Here is a 19684-nt window from a genome sequence, read left to right as displayed (position 1 = left end):
ATGTCCTATTTGGTTTGTATATTTATTTGAAAATACTCTATTAAAATGACTGAACTACTTGAATAGCTTCAGGGCTTAAAATTTTACAAGATGTTCAAAAAATAGAAAACTATATTGATTCAATAGTGTCTAGCATCTCTCTGGCAATCTTTTTACGTTCAAAATCAGATGCCAATCTTTTGCATCCTTCCTTATACTTTGACAGATCGTTTCTCGAATCATATAAAATTTCTAAAGCTCTTCGAAACTCAATAGCATTCTCTGGCTCAAAACAAACTCCGGCTCCGTATTCTTCGATTATCCCTTTCGTTTCCCCAACAAGACCTAACATAATCGGCTTTTGGACAGCCGCCGTTTCGAAAATTTTTGAAGGTATTACCGTGGAGAACGTATCAGACTTCTTCAAATTTACCAGCGCTACGTCCATCAGATGCAGGTAATCTATTACCTTGTCTTTGGGCACCGAATCCAAGAAAGTCACGTTATTGATATTTGCATCATGGGAACGCTTGATCAAGTTCGCCTTGTTTGCCCCATCTCCCATAAACAAAAAATGTACGTCTGGATAGTGCTTTTCCAATTCAATTGCCTGATCCAAAACAAAATCCAGCCCATGGGCCATCCCATGCGTCCCGATATAAGCCAGGATAAATTTACCTTGTAGTCCAAGCGAATCTACCAGATATTGTGGTTTGGTTCCGGGAAAATATTTGGATAGATCCACCCCATTCTTATGAACAATTATCTTTTCAGAATTTATTCCACGAGCGCTGATTTTAGTCTTAAACGCGTCGGTTACGACCACTATCCTGTCTGCGGACCGATACATCTTCATCTCAATCCATTCCAAAAATCCGATAACACTCCGATTCTGCATCGCCCCAACTGCCACAATTGACTCAGGCCAGAGATCCCGAACTTCCATGATCCATTTTTTCCGCTTAAAAAAACTTAGCTGCCAAGCCGACGTCGCAGTAAAAAATTGCGGTGAGGTACCTATAATAATATCAGTCTTTATAAATAACCCATGGATAAAAGAAGTTAAGCCGAAGCTGATATAATCAAGAATTCTCCTGAATGTACCCTCATTGGAGGTGATATAAGACATGACCCGTATCACCCTGATTCCACCAATGTTTTCTTCAGTTTTCCAAGAATTGCTGTATCCATCAAAGACTTCCCCTTTTGGGAAATTTGGAGCACAAGTGATCACAGTCACTTCATGTCCGGACTTAACCCATTCAAGGCAATGCTCATACGTCCGGTTCGCAGGCGCATTTCCTTCTGGGGGAAAATTGTCCGTTATAAATAGAATTCTCATTGATTTGTTGTTATGAGGGTAACCAACTGATCCTCATGAATATTCACTAAAAGAACCTTGGATTGTTTCAATCTATTATAGCCTAAACAGAATTCGTAATCTTCTAAACCGATCTTAGATGCTCCCTTGAAAGCCAAGGAAATTTGATTGTTGAGCTTAACACACAAATCATCGACCATTCTTACTTGAACATCAGGGTGAAGATAAAACCTCACTTCTAAAAGAGCTTCAGATCTTCGGTTTCTAACTTTGTCAGTAATTCTAAATCCAGTTTCTGTCATCTCAAAAATTCGGTTATGAATCTGTTTTCCAAAACCATCATGTTGAGCTGAGTAGAAATTCTCACCATCGGCCAACATTTTCACTTTTGCACGCCTGCCCACTCTGAAGCCTGACCACACCTGAGATGAATTTTGCCGGTCTATCGTAAGGGTATTGTGTGCAACTGTAGATCTCTCCCAGTTTCTACGTTTCGAGATGTTGTAAGTCGAGATACCAGGGTCTACTATCACCGGTATGGAACCTTGATGAAGCACGAAAGAAAACGTGTCAGCATGGGCGTGTCCTGGTTGATAGCTTGGCTTTATTCCCTCTACATCGGCGACCAATTTGAGGTCAGCAGATTGCAATATCCGATACCCCGAGTCTTTGAGTTCCCTAAATTCCGGAACCAATCCTATGGATTCACCTAATTCCAAAAGCTCTGATGGAGGAAGGGCAATGTCCTCAGTAGTATCATTAAAATGGGGAAGTGTCCCATTGGCAAAGGACATCTGCGCAAGCCAGCCCAGCATCAAATTACCGGTTTGCTTCAAAAAAGACTTCAAAGAATGATCTTCAGAAGTCAAGTAATAGGCCTCCATCACTCTATAAAGAATAATCTGATGGTACATCGGTGCCAACTCATAATGTGCCCCATCTGGGAGGATCTGTTCTTTTAACTCCGATCTAAGCAACTTTTCAGCTTTAATTAACCATCCTTTCTCTCCAAAGTAGGTAGCGCCCATCCATAGTGCGAATGCATTCTCCAATAGATGATTTGCAAGGATGTGGTATTCCAAATTTTGCGAGAGATAATTTACCTCTGCAAAAATATAGGATCTTAAAAACGCCAAATCATCCTCCGAAAGCTGATCAGAATTCAAAAAACGGATCATATTCATCACTCGCAGTGAAACCGGGTAAGGTTCGAGAGGAAGTTTACCGTTCCAAAGCCAAGAATACAGATCTTTGACGAGTGTGATCTTCACCTCGAGAGAAATATCTTCCTGCTTCAAATAATCAAGGTATTGAAGATTATAATTCCAGAGCTTTCCATGAGATTGGTCGTTCCAGTCTATTGAATCAAACGGGAAAGTCTTACGAAGATTTAGAAATTCAAATTTGAGTAGATTGGACTCAACGCTTAATATCTGATTAACAGATGGTATTGAAAAAAAATCAAGTTTCTTACCAGAATCAGAAGTCAGTTTAAAGGAGGATAGTGTCCCAACCCTTAATACTCTATTCATCACTTGATAAACCCCTTGAATGGGCCTTAAATAAGATAGGGTGTGGAAGAGCGTAGCAAGTTTAGAAATCAAAATACTTCAATTTGTAATTTGGGCCAAAGGTTTTATTCAGCAAACGCAGCGAATCAGACGCAGTGTTATTCGACACTAACCCAAGCCCCAGTTTTAAGGCTTTCAATTGCGGCAAAACTAGCTTTAGTTGTATTTACCAACTCATCCATCGGAATGATTGGATTACCACCTTTCTGAATTGAATCGACCAACAGGTTGAATTGATTTTGGTGACCTTTATCTTGGCTAGATGAAGCAGAACTGAAATTCTTGAATCCAAAACCATTCAGTTTTCTCCAGTTGTCCATAATCAAAGTGCGTTCTTGATGATAGACCTCTACTCTTTCTTTAGAATAAGATTTACTTCCATTGGCAAAATAATTAATTACGCCATTTGTTCCATTTTCATATTTGAGAAGGATGGTAGCATTGTCTGTATTTTCTTCCGGATTGACACCCATGGCGTTCATGCACACTGCCTTGACCTTTGATCCAGAGAGATAAGTGATTAAATCAATAAAATGACAAGCTTCTCCTATGATTCTTCCCCCGCCTACTTCCATATCATGAACCCAAACATTAGCCGGGATAAAGCCAGCATTCATGGTAGCTATGATATTCATGGGCGTATTTCCAGAACCCAAAGCCTTCTTCATCTGTAAAGCCAAAGGAGCGAACCTCCTGTTAAAACCGATTGAAACTGTTTTTCCAGAATCCTTATAGGCAGCTAGTACCGCATCCAAATCTTCTTGGTTTAATGCCAATGGCTTCTCTACAAAAACGTGCTTTCCTGAATTCAAAGCTTCAATTACCATTCTTGCATGAGAATTGTGTCTGGTTGTCACCATCACCATATCTACCTCGGAATCCTGAAGAATCAGTGAATTATCAGTTGTAGACTGAGCAACTCCAAATTTCTTGGCCAGCGTTGTTCCCGAAAGTCCTCCTGAACTGGAGATGAATTTTAATCTCGCTGGAGTTTTCTTCAAACAAGGGAGAATCATCGCTGAGGTAAAATTACCTGCACCAATGATTCCCACGGTACCTTTTCCTGGAGAGAAGGAGTTAGAAGTGATAGTCACTGAACGAGCCGGTTCTCCTGATTTCTCTGGATACACCAAGATGCTGGCAATGGACTTGCTGCCGGACATATCCCCATAAATGGATTCATATTGATCTAAGGGCACTCGCTCTGTGATCAAGGGTTCCACTACTATCGCCTTTGAACTAATCGCATTTAATACAGCCTCAAAATTTCGCTTCTCAGTCCACCTCACATAGCCCAATGGATAATCCTGTCCTTTTTGTTCGTAAGCCTCATCGTATCTACCTGGGCCGTAAGAGCAGGAAACTTGAAAAGTAAGTTCTTTTTCAAAAAAATCTGCTCTAGAAATATCGAGACCAATTACGCCAATCAGGACAATCCGACCTCTCTTACGAGACATCTTAGCCGACTGGGAGATGATATCATTGCTTTTGTTGGATGCTGTGATGATGACCGCATCGGCGCCTACTTCATTGGTAATGCTATTCACAAAAGCTACCTGATCGATTCCTTCACCTGGATTAGCTGCTTTTATTCCAAACGATTTGGCTAAAGAAACCTTAGCAGGATCAAAATCAAATCCAATCACTTGACAGCCGTTTGCTTTCAGCAGCTGTGCGGTAATCAGTCCTATTAGACCTAAACCCACAACAACAACTGTTTCTCCAAATGTTGGATTGGCCAAACGAACTCCTTGCAGACCAATGGCACCTATTACAGTAAATGACGCTTCCTCATCCGATACATTCTCAGGGACTTTCGCAACCAAATTCTTAGGAATAGATACGTATTCTGCATGATTCCCATTAGAAGTTACTCGATCACCCACTGCAAAATCCTCTACACCTTTACCTACAGCTATTACCTTCCCCACGTTACAATAACCCAAAGGCAGCGGTTGTCCCAGTTTATTAAAAACAGCATTAAGTGTAGGTTGCAAACCATCCGTTTTTACTTTATTGATAACCTCTTTAACCTTGTCAGGTTGCTGTCTTGCTTTTTGTAAGAAATTGGCCTTGCCAAACTCTACCAACATTCGCTCCGTTCCCAGCGAAACAAGACTTCTGGTTGTCTGAATAAGTACTTGACCAGGTTTTACTAACGGTGCAGGCACTTCTTCTAAAATTGTATTTCCGTCCTTAAGGTCTTGTATGATTTGTTTCATATCGTATAAATCTGTATAATTTTTTGAATCTCAAACAACTTAGTTGTATCAACCCGTATCCGGTTAGTAAAATCAAAACCAATTACCAATTCTAGAAAGCTTCCTCGCGAATAAAGAATACACCCAACCGGTCTGGAAACGACATCAGTGCAAAATGTAAACTTATTTAAATAAAGAGACTCTTTAACAGAAAGAGAATCACCATCTGTGGAAGTATTTCTTATACAAACATCAGACAACTCTATTACTCTGTAAAAAGAATGAGGGACAGAAATAAAATAAACATTATTTCCTATAGCAATGTTATTCTCGTTTATATATCTTGAGTAAGCACCCGAGGGATCTGAAACAACTAAAAGAAAATCGGGCAACACTACAAAAGAATCAATCAAATCAAAAATTCCGTAAATTTCAACAGAATCCTTATCGTAAGCCAAGTTAAACGCATTAGTACAAAAAACACGAAAAAACCTCGCTTTTAGGTCGACAATAGTAGAAAATATTTGATAATCAAGTACTTCATTATCTAAATTGGGGGGAAGAAAAGAAGATATTAGCTCTGCATTACTATTAATGCTCAAAGCCTTAAAATAACTTTTGCTATTAAGTAGTATCGGTCTATAGGAAAATTTAATGGTTAAAAAATCTAAATAGTTTTTGAACTTTGACTTATAACGGTTTAAATCTCCGTGAAGAGTATAATCAAATCTCTTTGAAAAACATTTACATAAAAAAGAAAATATAAAGCGAATATAAACATTAGAAGTATGAAGGTGAACACTCTTAGCAGCAAAGAAAAACTTTAAAATAGAAAAAAAATTTGATGGAATCAACTCCACAAAGTCAAAAAGAATATTGTTTTGCTTCAAATGAAACAATAGCCGATCCACATGCACCGTCACCCCTCCAATCGGAAGAGGTGTTTTACCTAAAATCAAAACTTTTTCCTTGTTCAAATTACTAACGATGTAAATATCAATATTGACTATTATTTCCTTTAATACTTAATATACGATTATGCTCTAACAGTTGATGTTCATCAAATCTAAACTTTAAAAATTTGCATGGCACACCGCCAACAACTGAATTGGGAGGAACATCTTTTAACACTAAAGACCCAGCAGCTATTATACTTCCGGATCCAATCGTAACACCTTTCAAAATAATTGCTCGTGTTCCAATCCAAACGTCATTTTCGATAGTAACAGGTGCATCATTTTCTGCAAGCTTTTCCTTAACATCATACATATATCTACCTAAAACCGAAGTGTTATGATCTCCTGTAAATATTGAGACGTTTGGCCCAAACATAACCTTATTTCCAATCAAAATTTTACTATTAGAAGAAGCAAAAACTGCTCCAGATCCAATAAAAACATCATTGCCAACTGTTATATTTTGATAGGAAAAGTCGTCATAAGGATTAAAGATGAAATTTCTTCCAGCGGATGCAAATAAATCCCTAAATATAACCATTAATATTCTTCTAACAACCTTACTAATGAATAATAGTAACTTCGCTAATAACTTCATTTCATCTCATTAATTGCAAATAATCATATATTATTTTATCTTTTTTAAAAAGCGTCCGTGCCTTTCGTCTGTTTTCGCAACCGATCTCCATTCTTTCATTCAATGTCAATTCGATTAGATGCTCTAAAGACTTCTGAATACTTTCAACATTAGCTGGGTCACATATGAGGTCAGGACAATGATCAAGTACCAGCGGAATATCCGATACACTTGAGGCAACAACAATCTTTCCTATAGACATCGCTTCAGAAATAGTGTTCGGAAATCCTTCATAGAAACTAAATAAACCCACGGCATCCGCTAAATAATATTTTTCAAAAATATTCCTTACAGAAGGAAAAAAACTGATAATATCGCCTAATGAGTATTCATTAACAAGATTCTTCGCTTCCATAAAGGAATTATCGGGGCTAATATCACCATACCATTCAATCTTTAGAATTTTCTTATTTTTCCCACTTAGTCTGTTGACAGCCTCGATCAGACCTTTTGCATTCTTCAGATATTGATGGCTAGCAGCAATCACAAGAGTTAAATTACCATTCAGTGACTCTCTAAATTTATTTTCTCCCCATATCTCCGAATCAATAAGGTTGTAAATTACATGACACTTCCTGTTAGATAACAAAGGATTGATCTTCTGAACAAGTCGCTGATTGGAAAATGAGTTGTAAACAATTTTATCTGCAAACAAATGAAAATACCTAAAGCATATCAATTTAAATGAAGTCAATATTTCAGGATTAGCGCTTCTTTCCCCAACAATCAATTTCCATTTTCGTGGAAATAACCCAGCAACCTCACATATAAAGTTAGCCCCCTCTAAAAAGGAAATAACCACATCAGGACGACAACGACTAATTTCCCTAGCTATCTTAAAAATACGAAGCAGATAGTTATGCTCTATCACTTGCTTTACCGAAATACCATTAAGATCTAGATCCGGTTTGAAAAAATTTAATTCATGATAAACTATGAAAGACACATCGTATCCTCGTTGCCTAAATCCAATAGCTAATTGCACCAACTGACGTTGGGCTCCACCTGAACCCAAACTATCTATTACACATAAAATCCTCATAAGAATTTAAATAGAAAATAGACTAATAAAAGTGAACTGTATAAACGAAAAAACTGAAATATATTTGTTGAAATATGATCTTTGGATAGCCTCGAGGTAACGAAAATAAAAAAAACATAAAGTAGTGGATATATAGCCATTATACGTCGCTCACTAATATTTGATGAATTCAGGAAAAGAAAAACAACAGCGAAAATCAGCAAATATTTGGTGTGACTCGACATGTACCTGGAATACCTAAAATATTTGACATTTATAAAAAAAACAAAACTCCAAAATAACGAAGAGATTCCTGTAACAAGTCCAATTATACTTTGACTGAGAGTAGTTGACTTTTGAATCTCAACCCAAGGAGGAAATGGAGAAATTTGTGAAAAGACAACTCTCGCAATATGACTCACTCCGGACGGTAACCTGTAAATAATAGCTCCTAAACCATCAGATGACGATACACTTTCCTCCGTAAATTCAGTATAATTATCAAGAGAGTTTGAAACTTTCGAAAAATTAGAGATAATTAAAGAATAATAATTTATACCTACAACCAAAAGGAATAAAATTAATATTGAAACGTATATTTCTTTATACTTACTTTGTATTGAATTATTAACAATATAAAATAATGGAAAAAATGTAAAAACCAATCCATGCTCAAACCGAAACTCAAACGTAAACAAATTTAAACACAAAAGAAGTACTAAACTTATATATGAAAATTCTAAATGCAATATATATATTGCAATTGCGAACAATAATGCAATATGTACATCCCTCAACAACCAAGGAGAATAAGCCAAAATATGAGAAAATACTAAATATAAAACCGCATACCTAAGCGCAATAAATTTAGTGGTGTGATGAGAAATTATTTTATAAACAAACAAATTAATTAAAATAGCAAAGAAAGAAACACTAATACTTTGAATAAGAATAGAATTTCCATCAAAAAAATTATTAGAAAGGTATGCTATTGTACCAAATAAAAAATAGGCACCTTCCTGTTCTATATGTAATCTATACACGAAACAATCATGATAAATTTGCTTTAAAGAACTGTTTCTTCCTAGTTGTTCAGCAATTTCATAAAAAACATACTGATCAGAATATTTGAAAAAACTATTATCTGCTTCAATAAATGAATAATACGCAACGAAAACAAACAAATTATAAACTAAAAAAGCTAAATCAAATAAAAATAATAGATTAGTTTTATCAGCTTGATCTCTATCTGATAAAAAAATAGCTGTAATAATACCGACAAAATAGGTTGTAGTTAAAAAAAACAAGACACCACTACTAGCACTAAAGAGCGCTATTATTGCTATTAAAAATAAATTGACTAATCTCAGAAGCATTATTTTTTAATATAACTTTTTACTATAATCTCCAAACAACTGAAGTTGGTTTCTATTGAAGATCGACTGAGACACTAGTATTTCGACTTTTATCTGACTTATTAACGTCGCGATAAATATTGAAAAAATAAATTACACCACACGACCATGTATAAAAAATCAATGCCGCCGAATCGAAATTTACAAACGAGAAAAAACATACATTTTTTTCCCAGTCGCAGTAAGATCAATATCTTTACAAAAAACTAAATCTACTTTAACGCCAGGTAATTCTTCCATTATTCTAGTCATAATGACTTTCATTTCATTCTCATCATAGTCAACTGATTTCACAATTTTTAGCGTCAAACTATCAATCTGATTCTGTATCAACTGAAAATTTCTAATCCCTTTTGATTTAAAGAATAAGCTGGTAAAAAATTGACCGTCTATTTTAGAACCGTCCGCTCTATGAATAACTCCCAAAGTTCTCCCCACAACAGATTGTAAAATCAGGGTACCAAATTCAAGGTTATCACCCTTTATTGCTCTATCACCTATTCTATATCTCAAAAGAGGCATGTAAGAATTGTTAAGTGTTGTTATCACAATTTCTCCCTCTTCTCCTTTTTTTACGGGGATGCCATTTTCGTCAAGAACTTCAAGAAAAACATTATCATATAGAACGTTCATACCCGAATACGCAGGAGTTTCTGTCGCTATAGAGCTTACTTCTCGAGAACCATAAAAACTAAAAATATGTGAATTTTTAAAAGCCTTTTGTATTTCCTCTTTTACCTCTGGGTATAAAGGTCCAGTAGATGTTTGAATAACAGGACTACATAGTATGGGGATACTATTTCTATTTATATATTTGGAAACTTCATAAAAAGAATGAACATATGCTTTAATAGCATTCGGTTTGTAAGAATTAACTGTTTTAATATAAGACAAAATGATCTTATCATTTAAAACAAATGTATTGAGAAACCTGAAATTCAGAAGAAAATTCTTAACCCTTTTTAATATAGGATTTGATTCAGTATTATGCATATCTCTCAAGGCACCCCAAAAAATTAACATAGAATCATAAGGAGAAATCCCATTTAAGTAATTGGCGAAATGATAGCTACCGGCAGCCCTATCCCTAAATTCTTTTGTCTGCATAAATTCGACTGGCTCGCCTGTTGATCCACCAGAGGTATTACTGTAAACTGATTTGAGGTTCTTATACTCTTTATTAATTAGATCTGGTCCAAATTCCCTGATAATATCTTTGGTGAGCAGAGGAAGTTTAGAAAATTCCTGATAAGAAAGATTCTCAATATTAAGTCTATTTAAAATTCTATAGTAATACGGAACATTCCGTCCTATCGACAACACATTTTGTAATTTTGAAATTTGATATTCTAACTTTTGCTTCTCATTAAAATGTATATGCTTTTTTAATTGAAAAAAAACTTCTAACTCATTACGAAAGTAAATGCTTTTAAATAGCCTTGATATCATATAAATCGATAAATAAAAACTTATAATTTTCTTCTATAATTGAATAAAACCTCGTTGTAAGTAAATTCCAGCTTCTCAACGATTTTATCGGCGGAAAATCGCTCGACGTCGATAATAGCATTTTTTATAAGAGCAGCCCTTAACTTTTCGTCTTCTATTAGCAAACAAATTGATTCCTTCATCGAATTAAAATTTTGATCTTCCACTAATAATCCTGTCTCCAAGTGCCTGATAATCTCGGATGGGCCTCCCTTACACTTAAAACTAATTGCAGCACAACCCTGTGACATAGATTCAAGTAATACCATACCAAAACCTTCGAAGGTCGACGAGAGTACGAAAATAGTACTGCTCCGCATTATTTTATCAATGTTCTTTTGAAATCCTAGAAAACGAACCGACTTTCGTACTCCTTTAGACTCACAATAGTTCTCTAAATAAGTTCGGCTTTCTATACTTCCGGTCCCGGCTATTTCTAAAGCCCATTCGGGATATTTATTGGCAACTTCTCCCCAAATACGGATCAGGTTTTCAAATCCTTTTTCCTTCCATCGATCTAAACTACCAACGGCTAAAATATTCTTGTTTCGTATATCTTCTCCATGATTGATCTTATATGGTAAAGGATTGGGTATAACAACCTTTCTAGAAATCCTACTCCCAACAAAACAATAATCCTGATTTGTCAACATAGTAACCTGTTCAGCCAATTTGTAGACATAAAATCTGGTAAAGTAATTAAACCACGATTTAAAGTTCTGAAAAGTCGAATGCTCTGATACAACAATGGGATACCTCAACCCTATTGTTGATATGAGAACATGAAAATTCATTCCCGTCATAAATGAATTCACTAAGTCTGGATCAATTTCCCTTATAGCTTGCCTGATGTGCGCATAAAATTTGTAATATTTAGAAAAAAATCCTCCATCAAACCTACTTGGGGTTTTCAAATCAATTAAATTAATCCTGTTATCAACATGATATTTAATCTCTTCACGTAAATCTGTAATTAAAAATATTTGATGTCCTCTTTCAACTAAGTTGTTACATAGAATCGTCATAACTCTTTCCGCGCCACCACCTCGTAGTGAGGAAATAAAGAAAACAATTTTCATAAACCATCTGATGTTTTTAAACTAATTTTATTATTAATAATTTTTCTCAATTTACTCTTCTCATTGCTAGATAAACCAAATATCCATATAGAAATTATTACAGAGAAAAAACCTAGTAGAGTTGAGTAAATTTGTTGCTCTATAAATATGCTAGAGTCAAATAAAAGATTAATTCCATAAAAAATGCACAATGATAGTATTGTGACGAAAGAACACGGAAAAATTGTTTTGTTGAAATACTCCGTCATGTTAAATTTTTCTATTTTGTTTGTTAGAATTACTAACATTCCCCAATACACAATATCCAACGCAATCATTACTACGAATACAATATACAAAGGATATCCACTTAACAATAAAACATATGAAATAGGAAGATTAAAAATATTAATAATTACATTGGAAATTTGATATTTTTTTATATCCCCAGTAGCTTTAAATAAAGTATCGAGCGGACCATGAAATACTCTAACAAGAATTAGCACCAAAATCAACTTAACAAATATAATAGTATCTACTGGAACTACGGTTAACCATATATTCATTATAAATTCCAATGACATATATAATGGCAATACAATTGCCAATAAAACCAAATAAGAAATTTTTGAAGTAAAGAACAAAAGGTTGTAGAGTTGCTGATATTCATTTTGAGAATACAATTTTATTATCTGCGGATCAACAGCAGTGAAAATATTAGTGACAATTTTCATGGTAGCGGCTCTTACCTGGTATGCTATTGCGCGAGCTGCATTTGAAGTAGGTCCGCCAAAAAAATTAAGCAAAATATTTGTACCCTCATTAGTTAAAACATAAGATGTATTTCCTAAAAAATTCCAACCTGCAAACGTCCCCATTTTTTTGAATAAATCAGGGTTCCAATATACTCTGTATTTACACTCTTCAAAATTTCTTCTACAATAAAATGAATTAATTCCTCTAATTACAATAGCAATTATCAAAATAAGAAACCCGTATATTTTTAATTTATCTCCTGTAGAGACAGCTAAAACATACGCTGCTGCCAACTTGAGAACACTATCTATGATGGAAATATACGCGAAAGCCTTCATTTTTTCTCTTGCTATTATTACCGCATCAAAGGGAATTGTCATAATAGTGATCAAAGTTGCAATTACAGAACAATGAAAAACCCAATTGGCAGCATTTAACCTTCCAGGATCAATGTTTAATTTATGGTTTAAAAACCATAAACCAATAGTTTCAGCGAAAATGAGAACTATCAAACATAGTATTAAATGAATATTTAAACTCATATTGAAAATATTATTCAAATTTGAGTTCCGTCCGCCTCCCATTTCGAAGTTGAGAAACCTCTGTGTTGCAGATGCAAATAACCCTCGAAGAGAGGAAAACATTGCAACCACGCCGCCGACGATATTATATATACCAAAATCGGCAATTCCTAATTCTGCTAATAAAAGCCTTACCGCATAGAACGACACGCCCATCATCACAAACATTCGGATATATAAAAAAGCTGTGTTTTTAGCGATTCTCTTATTCTTAGAAATCAATACAGTAGTCGTTTATTCATATATAATTTTGTTCATTTATACCAATACCATCCACCAGCCTCCTCAATCCCCTTATCTATCGAATGAGTTGGTTCGTATCCCAACATCTCTCTTGCCTTATCCACCGATGCCAAGGAATGCGGAATATCGCCCCTGCGATTCGGGCCATGCACGATCTCCACTTGAGAGATAGCCGCATCGTACGCTGTCAGATGTTTCTTGATTAATTCAGTTAACTCCACCAAGGTAGTCCGATCCCCTACCGCCGTATTATAGACCTGATTCAGCGCAGATTCGTTCTCAGTCGTGATACAAAGCAAATTCATCTGCACCACATTGTCTATATAAGTAAAATCACGAGTGTAGGTGCCATCTCCATTAATCAGCGGGCTCTCGTGATTCATAAATTTCTTGACAAATAGCGGGATAACGGCAGCATAAGCGCCATTCGGATCCTGTCTTTTACCAAAAACATTGAAGTATCGAAGGCCGATGGTATTTAAACCGTAGGTTTTGTAGAAGTTCTCTGCATACAGCTCATTTACGTACTTGGTGATCGCATACGGAGAAAGGGGTTTGCCGATTACATCCTCTACCTTGGGTAATGCTTCGGAATCTCCGTAGGTAGAACTGCTCGCTGCATATACAAAACGCTTCACGCCCGCATCCCGGGCAGCTACGAGCATATTCAAGAATCCCCCAACATTGACATCATTCGTGGCAATGGGGTCGTTGATCGATCTTGGAACTGAACCCAAAGCTGCCTCATGCAATACGAAATCCTGCGATGCGCATGCGGCGTGACAAGTAGCCAAGTCTCGGATATCGCCTTCTATCAGGGTAAAATCAGCGTTAGAAAAGAAAGGCTCGATATTATGTCGGTGACCTGTTGCGAAATTATCCAAACAAGTGACCTTTGCGCCTAGACCCAAAAGCACTTCACACAAGTTGGAGCCGATAAAACCGGCTCCACCTGTGACTAGTATTTTCTTATTTTTTAATTTCTCTTTGAATCGTTCAAACATTGCTATAAAATTATAGTCTTGAGTCGACCAATTCCTTATCCAAGACACACTTCACATCAAATACCACCTGTTTGTCCGACTTTCGGATATCCCAGGTTTTGAATTCTTTGTGTCCAACAGCCAAGATTACAGCGGAATAATCGCCCAAGTCTGGTTTATCAGCTCCACTGAGTACATCAATCCCGTATTCATGCTTCACCTCAGCTGCATCCGCCCAAGGATCATACACACAGACATCCATGTCAAAGGACTTCAATTCGTTGTAGATGTCAATCACTCGGGTATTTCTTACATCCGGGCAGTCTTCCTTGAAGGTAAAGCCCAAGATCAAGACCTTGGAATCGATCACCTTCAGATCCTTGCGCATCATCAGCTTGATCACCTCAGTGGCGACGTGCTTGCCCATGGAATCGTTAAGTCTGCGTCCCGCTAGGATAATCTCCGGATGATAGCCCATTTCCTGAGCCTTCTGAGCCAGATAGAATGGGTCTACACCGATGCAGTGTCCACCAACCAATCCTGGCTTGAAGGGGAGGAAATTCCATTTGGTACCTGCCGCTTCCAAAACCTCCTGCGTATCGATACCCAGCAAATTGAATATCTTGCTCAGTTCATTGACAAAGGCAATATTGATATCCCGTTGGGAGTTTTCGATCACCTTGGCTGCTTCCGCTACCTTGATACAAGAAGCTTTGTGGGTACCGGCGGTAATTACCGCTTTATAAAGTTGATCTACATACTCGGCTACTTCCGGCGTAGAGCCCGAAGTGACTTTTAGGATCTTGGTGACCGTATGTTCCTTATCTCCCGGATTGATCCGCTCTGGAGAATACCCGGCAAAAAAGTCTTCGTTAAATTTCAAACCCGATATTTTCTCCAAAACGGGAACGCACTCATCTTCGGTCACGCCCGGGTAAACCGTAGATTCATAGATTACGACGTCTCCCTTTTTCAGGACCTTGGCGATCATCTCTGAGGCCTTGATCATCGGAGTCAGCACCGGTCTGTTATGTTTGTCTGTAGGTGTAGGAACGGTGACGATATAAATATTCGCAGAAGTCACCGGCAAGATTGCATCGGTGATTAACAGTCCTCTGCCTTTTTGATCGAGTTCCATACCTGTCGTTACCAGCACGTTTTTTAGTTCTGCATCAGCGACTTCCAGGGTTCGGTCGTGACCCTTTTGGAGTTCATTGACTCTTGCAGCGTTGATATCATACCCTACAGTCTTGAATTTTTCTGCAAAAGCGACTGCCAAAGGAAGACCTACATAGCCTAAGCCCACAATGGCAATCTTGCTGTTTTCTAAAGTTGGAATCATAAAATAAATAAATTATTAGTTTTTTTTTTGTTCGATGGTGGGAGAAAATCTATATCAAAATTAAGCTTTCAGTAAAAAACTATTCAGATTGTCTAAAAATCTCATGTCCCCTTTCGGCCAGCAGGATGTCCTTTTGCGTCAGCTTGACATCTGATACCATCATGTCCTCTACCAATCCCGCGAGATCATACTCAGGAGTCCAACCTAATTGATTTTTAGACTTGGTTGGATCGCCCAACAGCAAATCCACTTCCGTTGGACGGAAATATTGGGGATCGACTTTTACGACGGAGGAGTCTAAGAGATTCAGGACTGAAGGTTTGATCGCCTCACTGGTAGCTCTTTCGTACTTTTCCTGATCTATCGACGCCAGAACGCCTACTTCCTCCACCCCTTTACCTTCCCAACGGATCGTGAATCCGACATGGGCAAAAGACATTTCCACAAAATCACGCACTTTGGTAGTGACACCAGTCGCAATTACAAAATCCTCAGGTTTCTCTTGCTGAAGTATCAACCACATCGCTCTGACATAGTCTTTGGCATGACCCCAGTCTCTTAAGGCCTCCAGGTTTCCAAGATATAAGCAATCTTGAACACCTAAAGCGATGGCAGCAGCAGCCATCGTGATCTTTCTGGTGACAAAAGTCTCTCCTCTTCGCGGTGATTCATGGTTGAAGAGGATCCCGTTGCATGCGAACATGTTGTAGGCTTCGCGATAATTTTTCGTGATCCAGAATCCGTAGATTTTGGCCGCTCCATATGGAGATCTAGGATAAAAAGGGGAGCTCTCGTCATAAAACCCTTGCGCATTCTTGTTTTCCGGCAGGCCACCGTAGAGTTCGGATGTTGATGCTTGGTAGATTCTTGTCTTCTTTTCCAGCCCCAGGATTCGGACTGCTTCGAGTATTCTCAATGTTCCTATGCCGTCAACGTTAGCTACATATTCCGGCGAGTCGAATGAAACCTTCACGTGACTCATCGCACCTAGATTGTAGATTTCGTCTGGTTGGACTTCCTGGATGATCCGGATGATATTCATAGAGTCCGTCAAATCTCCATAGTGCATCTTAAAATTGACAGACGTTTCATGTTGGTCTTGATACAGGTGATCGACCCGCTGGGTATTGAAAGATGAAGCTCTACGCTTAATCCCATGCACCATATACCCCTGCTCTATTAAAAGTTCGGCTAGATAGGACCCGTCTTGGCCAGTTACGCCGGTGATTAATGCTGTTTTCATAATATCTATTACACGGAGTTTCTCGGAGTGGCCTCAGAGTCTCACAGTTTAATTAATGTATATATCTTTTAATTCCGTCCTTAAGACTTCTAGTATTGAAATTCAAAAGCAACCCTACTCTATATCCAGAAAGTTTTAAATAGGTCAGAATCTGAGCTTCGTCAACATCAGTCAATTTCTCTACCGCATTGAGCTCTAAAATAATTTGATTGTCTACCAACAAATCGATCCTATATCCGCATTCAAGTTTAATCTCTTCATAAATTAGTGGTACAGGAACTTCTGTGACAACAGTTAGCCCCATTTTGAAAATCTCATATTTTAAACAAGCCTGATAAGCGGATTCCAAAAGTCCCGGCCCCAGCTTAGAGTGCACTTTAAAAGCGCATCCTAAAATATTTCAGTCAACTTTTCTTTTTCAAGCATATCAATCAAGAGAAAAACTCCGTGTCATCTCCGCTAGACTCTGTGTTACAGTGACTAGATTTTCACTTCCTTAAAAGTCCCTTGATGCTCTAGAAACCACTGATAGGTTTTTGCGATGCCCTCTTCCAGTCCAACCTTTGCCTTCCAACCGGCATTCTCCATCTTGGAAACATCCATTAGCTTACGCGGGGTGCCATCAGGTTTGTCTACGTCCCAGAGTATTTCGCCCGTATGCCCCACCGTGCGTTGAATCAGCTGTGCAAGCTCTCTGATCGTCAAATCCACTCCTGTTCCGACATTGTAAAGGTTGTCGTGAAACTCATTTTCCAGCGCAAAAACCACCGCATCCGCCAAGTCTTCCACATAGAGAAATTCACGCATCGGGTTACCAGAGCCCCACAGTTCGACGGGCTCACTGACCCCGATTGCTTCGTTTTTTTCCTTCGCTTCATGAAACTTACGGATCATAGCCGGAAGAACGTGAGAAGTGTTTAAATCAAAATTATCATAAGGCCCATACAGGTTGGTCGGCATCAAGGATATATAATCTTTGCCGTATTGCTTGCGGATGGATTCGCAGGCCTTTACTCCTGTGATTTTAGCAATTGCATACCATTCGTTGGTAGGTTCAAGCGGTGCGGTTAATAGATATTCCTCTTTCAGTGGTTGCGGAGCGAATTTGGGATAGATGCAAGAGGAGCCTAAAAAGATAAATTTCTGAACGTCGGAATGGAACGCCGAGTCGATTAGATTGTTCTGGATCTGCATGTTCTCCATCAAAAATTGGTAGGGAAAGGAGCTGTTTGCCATAATCCCACCGACTCTCGCAGCCGCATCGATGACCACTTCAGGCTTTTCGGTCTGAAAGAAATCCACCACTGCATTCTGGTTTTTGAGGTCTAGTTCAGCGGAAGTTCTCCCAATCAAGTTGGCATATCCTTTCGCTTCCAGGGCTCTCCAGATAGACGAACCTACCATCCCTCTATGTCCGGCTATATAAATCTTCTTATTCATACTTTACTTTCTCTCTTAACTGTTAACCTCTAAACCAACTCTGACTTGTCCCGTTCTAAGCGTTCATATACCTTCTTGACGTCCTGGGCATTCTCTTTTCGAAGCACGAGGATTGCATCGGAGGTTTGAACGAGAATGGTATTTGTCAAACCGGTGAATTCGGTGTGAACCGTCGTGCCGATGACCATATTTCCCTGCTCATCTATGGGATGTCCGACTTCGTTGAGGTATTCATAGATGGATTCAAAAGAGCCCATGTCTGACCACTGGAAGGCCGAGGGGACTACCTTTATTTTTTTGGTTCTTTCCATGACGGCATAATCGACAGAAATGGAAGGAATCCTCATCGAAAGGTCGAAATCAAGCCTTCCATCAACCGCATCTTCAAAGGCTTTGTTCGAAGCTTGAAAAACCTCCGGCTCAAATTTCTGAAGCTCCTCCAGGTAAACACCTGCCTGAAAACAGAACATCCCCGAGTTCCAGTAGAAGTTCCCCTGATCCAAAAAACTTTGTGCGGTTGCCAAATCAGGCTTTTCCCGGAAGCTCTTTACCTCTTCTCCCTCAGACTCGATGTATCCAAAACCGGTTTCTGGCTTGGTGGGTTTCAGCCCGAAGGTCACAATGAATCCGTCATTGGCGAGCTGAATCGCCCTGGAAACCGCGGATGCATACAGATCTTCCGCTTGGATCAGATGATCCGACGGAGTTACAAACAAAATGTCGCTCGGCTCGGCTGCAAAAGCCGCAAAGGCAATCGCCGCTGCGGTGTTTCTGGGGCAGGCCTCTACGATCTCACTGTAGTTTTCGATTCCTGCATTTCTCAGGTCGGCCCGAGACAGCTCGTAATTGTCGCAATTGCCTACTACGATCACCTGATCACAAAACGCCTTGTTTCTTAAAGCAGTCTTCTGAAATAAGGTATGGCCCTCAAAAATCGGCAAATATTGCTTCGGTCGTGCTTTGCGTGACAAGGGCCAAAGCCTCGAGCCGACACCACCTGAAAGAATTACATTAATCGTTTTCATCTTCTTGATAGAGATTAAATGACACTGCCACTAAAATCGACAAACACCTTTATTTAGCTGCAAATTGCTACGAGCCTCATTTGCAAAAAAACTTAGCTAGAAATAAAATCCTCGAGGTATCGTAGTTGGCGAATGGAGACACTCCCCTAGACACAGCTTCGCCCTCTCAGTCCCATGGAACCCTTAATCCGAACCTAAAAACATTCCCGACGTTCTTGTAAAAAGCCGGGAACACTCAGAAGATGATTCGGTATTAGTTCTCTGGTCTTAGCAACGTTCTGCTTTTCTTGGCAAACCTTCTGCCTTTTTTTAGTGGTTTTAAAGTAAAAAAATGGCCTCCAAATGAATATTAGAGGCATTTCAACTTGTTAACTTTCGCAAAGGTAACAAAATGAGCAATTTTAGTACTCATTTAATCTGCCAT

Annotated in this window: 16 protein-coding genes; all 16 read right to left on the bottom strand. The window is 38.3% G+C overall.

Features of this window, described 5'->3' with window-relative positions:
• Window positions 1-109: 109 nt before the first annotated feature.
• The 16 genes from ABD031_RS22090 to ABD031_RS22015 all read right to left on the bottom strand — a co-directional run bounded on the left by ABD031_RS22090 (window position 110) and on the right by ABD031_RS22015 (window position 19260).
• Window positions 110-1321, bottom strand: a complete 1212-nt coding sequence (locus tag ABD031_RS22090) for a glycosyltransferase family 4 protein (protein WP_343855214.1) — start codon at window positions 1319-1321, stop codon at window positions 110-112.
• The gene (locus ABD031_RS22085) at window positions 1318-2904 is read right to left on the bottom strand and encodes a heparinase II/III domain-containing protein (protein WP_343855211.1); all 1587 of its coding nucleotides are present in this window, start codon (window positions 2902-2904) and stop codon (window positions 1318-1320) included. Before ABD031_RS22085 ends, ABD031_RS22090 begins: the two co-directional genes overlap by 4 nt.
• A 65-nt stretch (window positions 2905-2969) precedes the next feature.
• On the bottom strand, window positions 2970-5093 hold the full coding sequence (locus ABD031_RS22080) for a bi-domain-containing oxidoreductase (RefSeq protein ID WP_343855210.1): 2124 nt from the start codon (window positions 5091-5093) through the stop codon (window positions 2970-2972).
• Entirely contained in the window at window positions 5090-6049 is a 960-nt protein-coding gene (locus ABD031_RS22075) for a hypothetical protein (RefSeq protein WP_343855208.1), read from the bottom strand. The genes ABD031_RS22080 and ABD031_RS22075 overlap by 4 nt, the downstream gene beginning before the upstream one ends.
• A 19-nt stretch (window positions 6050-6068) precedes the next feature.
• Window positions 6069-6626 carry a DapH/DapD/GlmU-related protein gene (locus tag ABD031_RS22070; RefSeq protein ID WP_343855207.1) on the bottom strand — a complete coding sequence of 186 codons (558 nt, stop codon included), beginning with the start codon at window positions 6624-6626 and terminating at the stop codon, window positions 6069-6071.
• Window position 6627: 1 nt separating this feature from the next.
• The gene (locus ABD031_RS22065; RefSeq protein WP_343855206.1) at window positions 6628-7707 is read right to left on the bottom strand and encodes a glycosyltransferase; all 1080 of its coding nucleotides are present in this window, start codon (window positions 7705-7707) and stop codon (window positions 6628-6630) included.
• Window positions 7704-9062 (bottom strand): hypothetical protein, encoded by a 1359-nt coding sequence (locus ABD031_RS22060; protein ID WP_343855204.1) that lies wholly within the window; start codon window positions 9060-9062, stop codon window positions 7704-7706. Before ABD031_RS22060 ends, ABD031_RS22065 begins: the two co-directional genes overlap by 4 nt.
• Before the next feature lie 180 nt (window positions 9063-9242).
• On the bottom strand, window positions 9243-10550 hold the full coding sequence (locus ABD031_RS22055; RefSeq protein WP_343855202.1) for a phenylacetate--CoA ligase family protein: 1308 nt from the start codon (window positions 10548-10550) through the stop codon (window positions 9243-9245).
• Window positions 10551-10570: 20 nt separating this feature from the next.
• Entirely contained in the window at window positions 10571-11668 is a 1098-nt protein-coding gene (locus tag ABD031_RS22050; RefSeq protein WP_343855200.1) for a glycosyltransferase family 4 protein, read from the bottom strand.
• The gene (locus tag ABD031_RS22045; RefSeq protein ID WP_343855198.1) at window positions 11665-13206 is read right to left on the bottom strand and encodes a lipopolysaccharide biosynthesis protein; all 1542 of its coding nucleotides are present in this window, start codon (window positions 13204-13206) and stop codon (window positions 11665-11667) included. The genes ABD031_RS22050 and ABD031_RS22045 overlap by 4 nt, the downstream gene beginning before the upstream one ends.
• Before the next feature lie 32 nt (window positions 13207-13238).
• Entirely contained in the window at window positions 13239-14231 is a 993-nt protein-coding gene (locus ABD031_RS22040; protein WP_343855195.1) for an SDR family oxidoreductase, read from the bottom strand.
• 10 nt (window positions 14232-14241) lie between these two features.
• Window positions 14242-15552, bottom strand: a complete 1311-nt coding sequence (locus ABD031_RS22035; protein WP_343855192.1) for a nucleotide sugar dehydrogenase — start codon at window positions 15550-15552, stop codon at window positions 14242-14244.
• Window positions 15553-15631: 79 nt separating this feature from the next.
• Window positions 15632-16795 (bottom strand): GDP-mannose 4,6-dehydratase, encoded by a 1164-nt coding sequence (gene gmd, locus ABD031_RS22030; protein WP_343855190.1) that lies wholly within the window; start codon window positions 16793-16795, stop codon window positions 15632-15634.
• Window positions 16796-16847: 52 nt separating this feature from the next.
• Window positions 16848-17192 carry a GxxExxY protein gene (locus ABD031_RS22025; protein WP_343855288.1) on the bottom strand — a complete coding sequence of 115 codons (345 nt, stop codon included), beginning with the start codon at window positions 17190-17192 and terminating at the stop codon, window positions 16848-16850.
• Between the two features lie 83 nt (window positions 17193-17275).
• Entirely contained in the window at window positions 17276-18235 is a 960-nt protein-coding gene (locus ABD031_RS22020) for a GDP-L-fucose synthase family protein (protein WP_343855189.1), read from the bottom strand.
• A gap of 29 nt (window positions 18236-18264) precedes the next feature.
• Window positions 18265-19260, bottom strand: a complete 996-nt coding sequence (locus ABD031_RS22015; RefSeq protein ID WP_343855187.1) for a mannose-1-phosphate guanylyltransferase — start codon at window positions 19258-19260, stop codon at window positions 18265-18267.
• Window positions 19261-19684 lie beyond the last annotated feature (424 nt).

This window comes from Algoriphagus jejuensis (genome assembly GCF_039523455.1).
GTDB lineage: Bacteria > Bacteroidota > Bacteroidia > Cytophagales > Cyclobacteriaceae > Algoriphagus > Algoriphagus jejuensis.
This window is presented reverse-complemented; position numbering and strand designations above follow the sequence as displayed.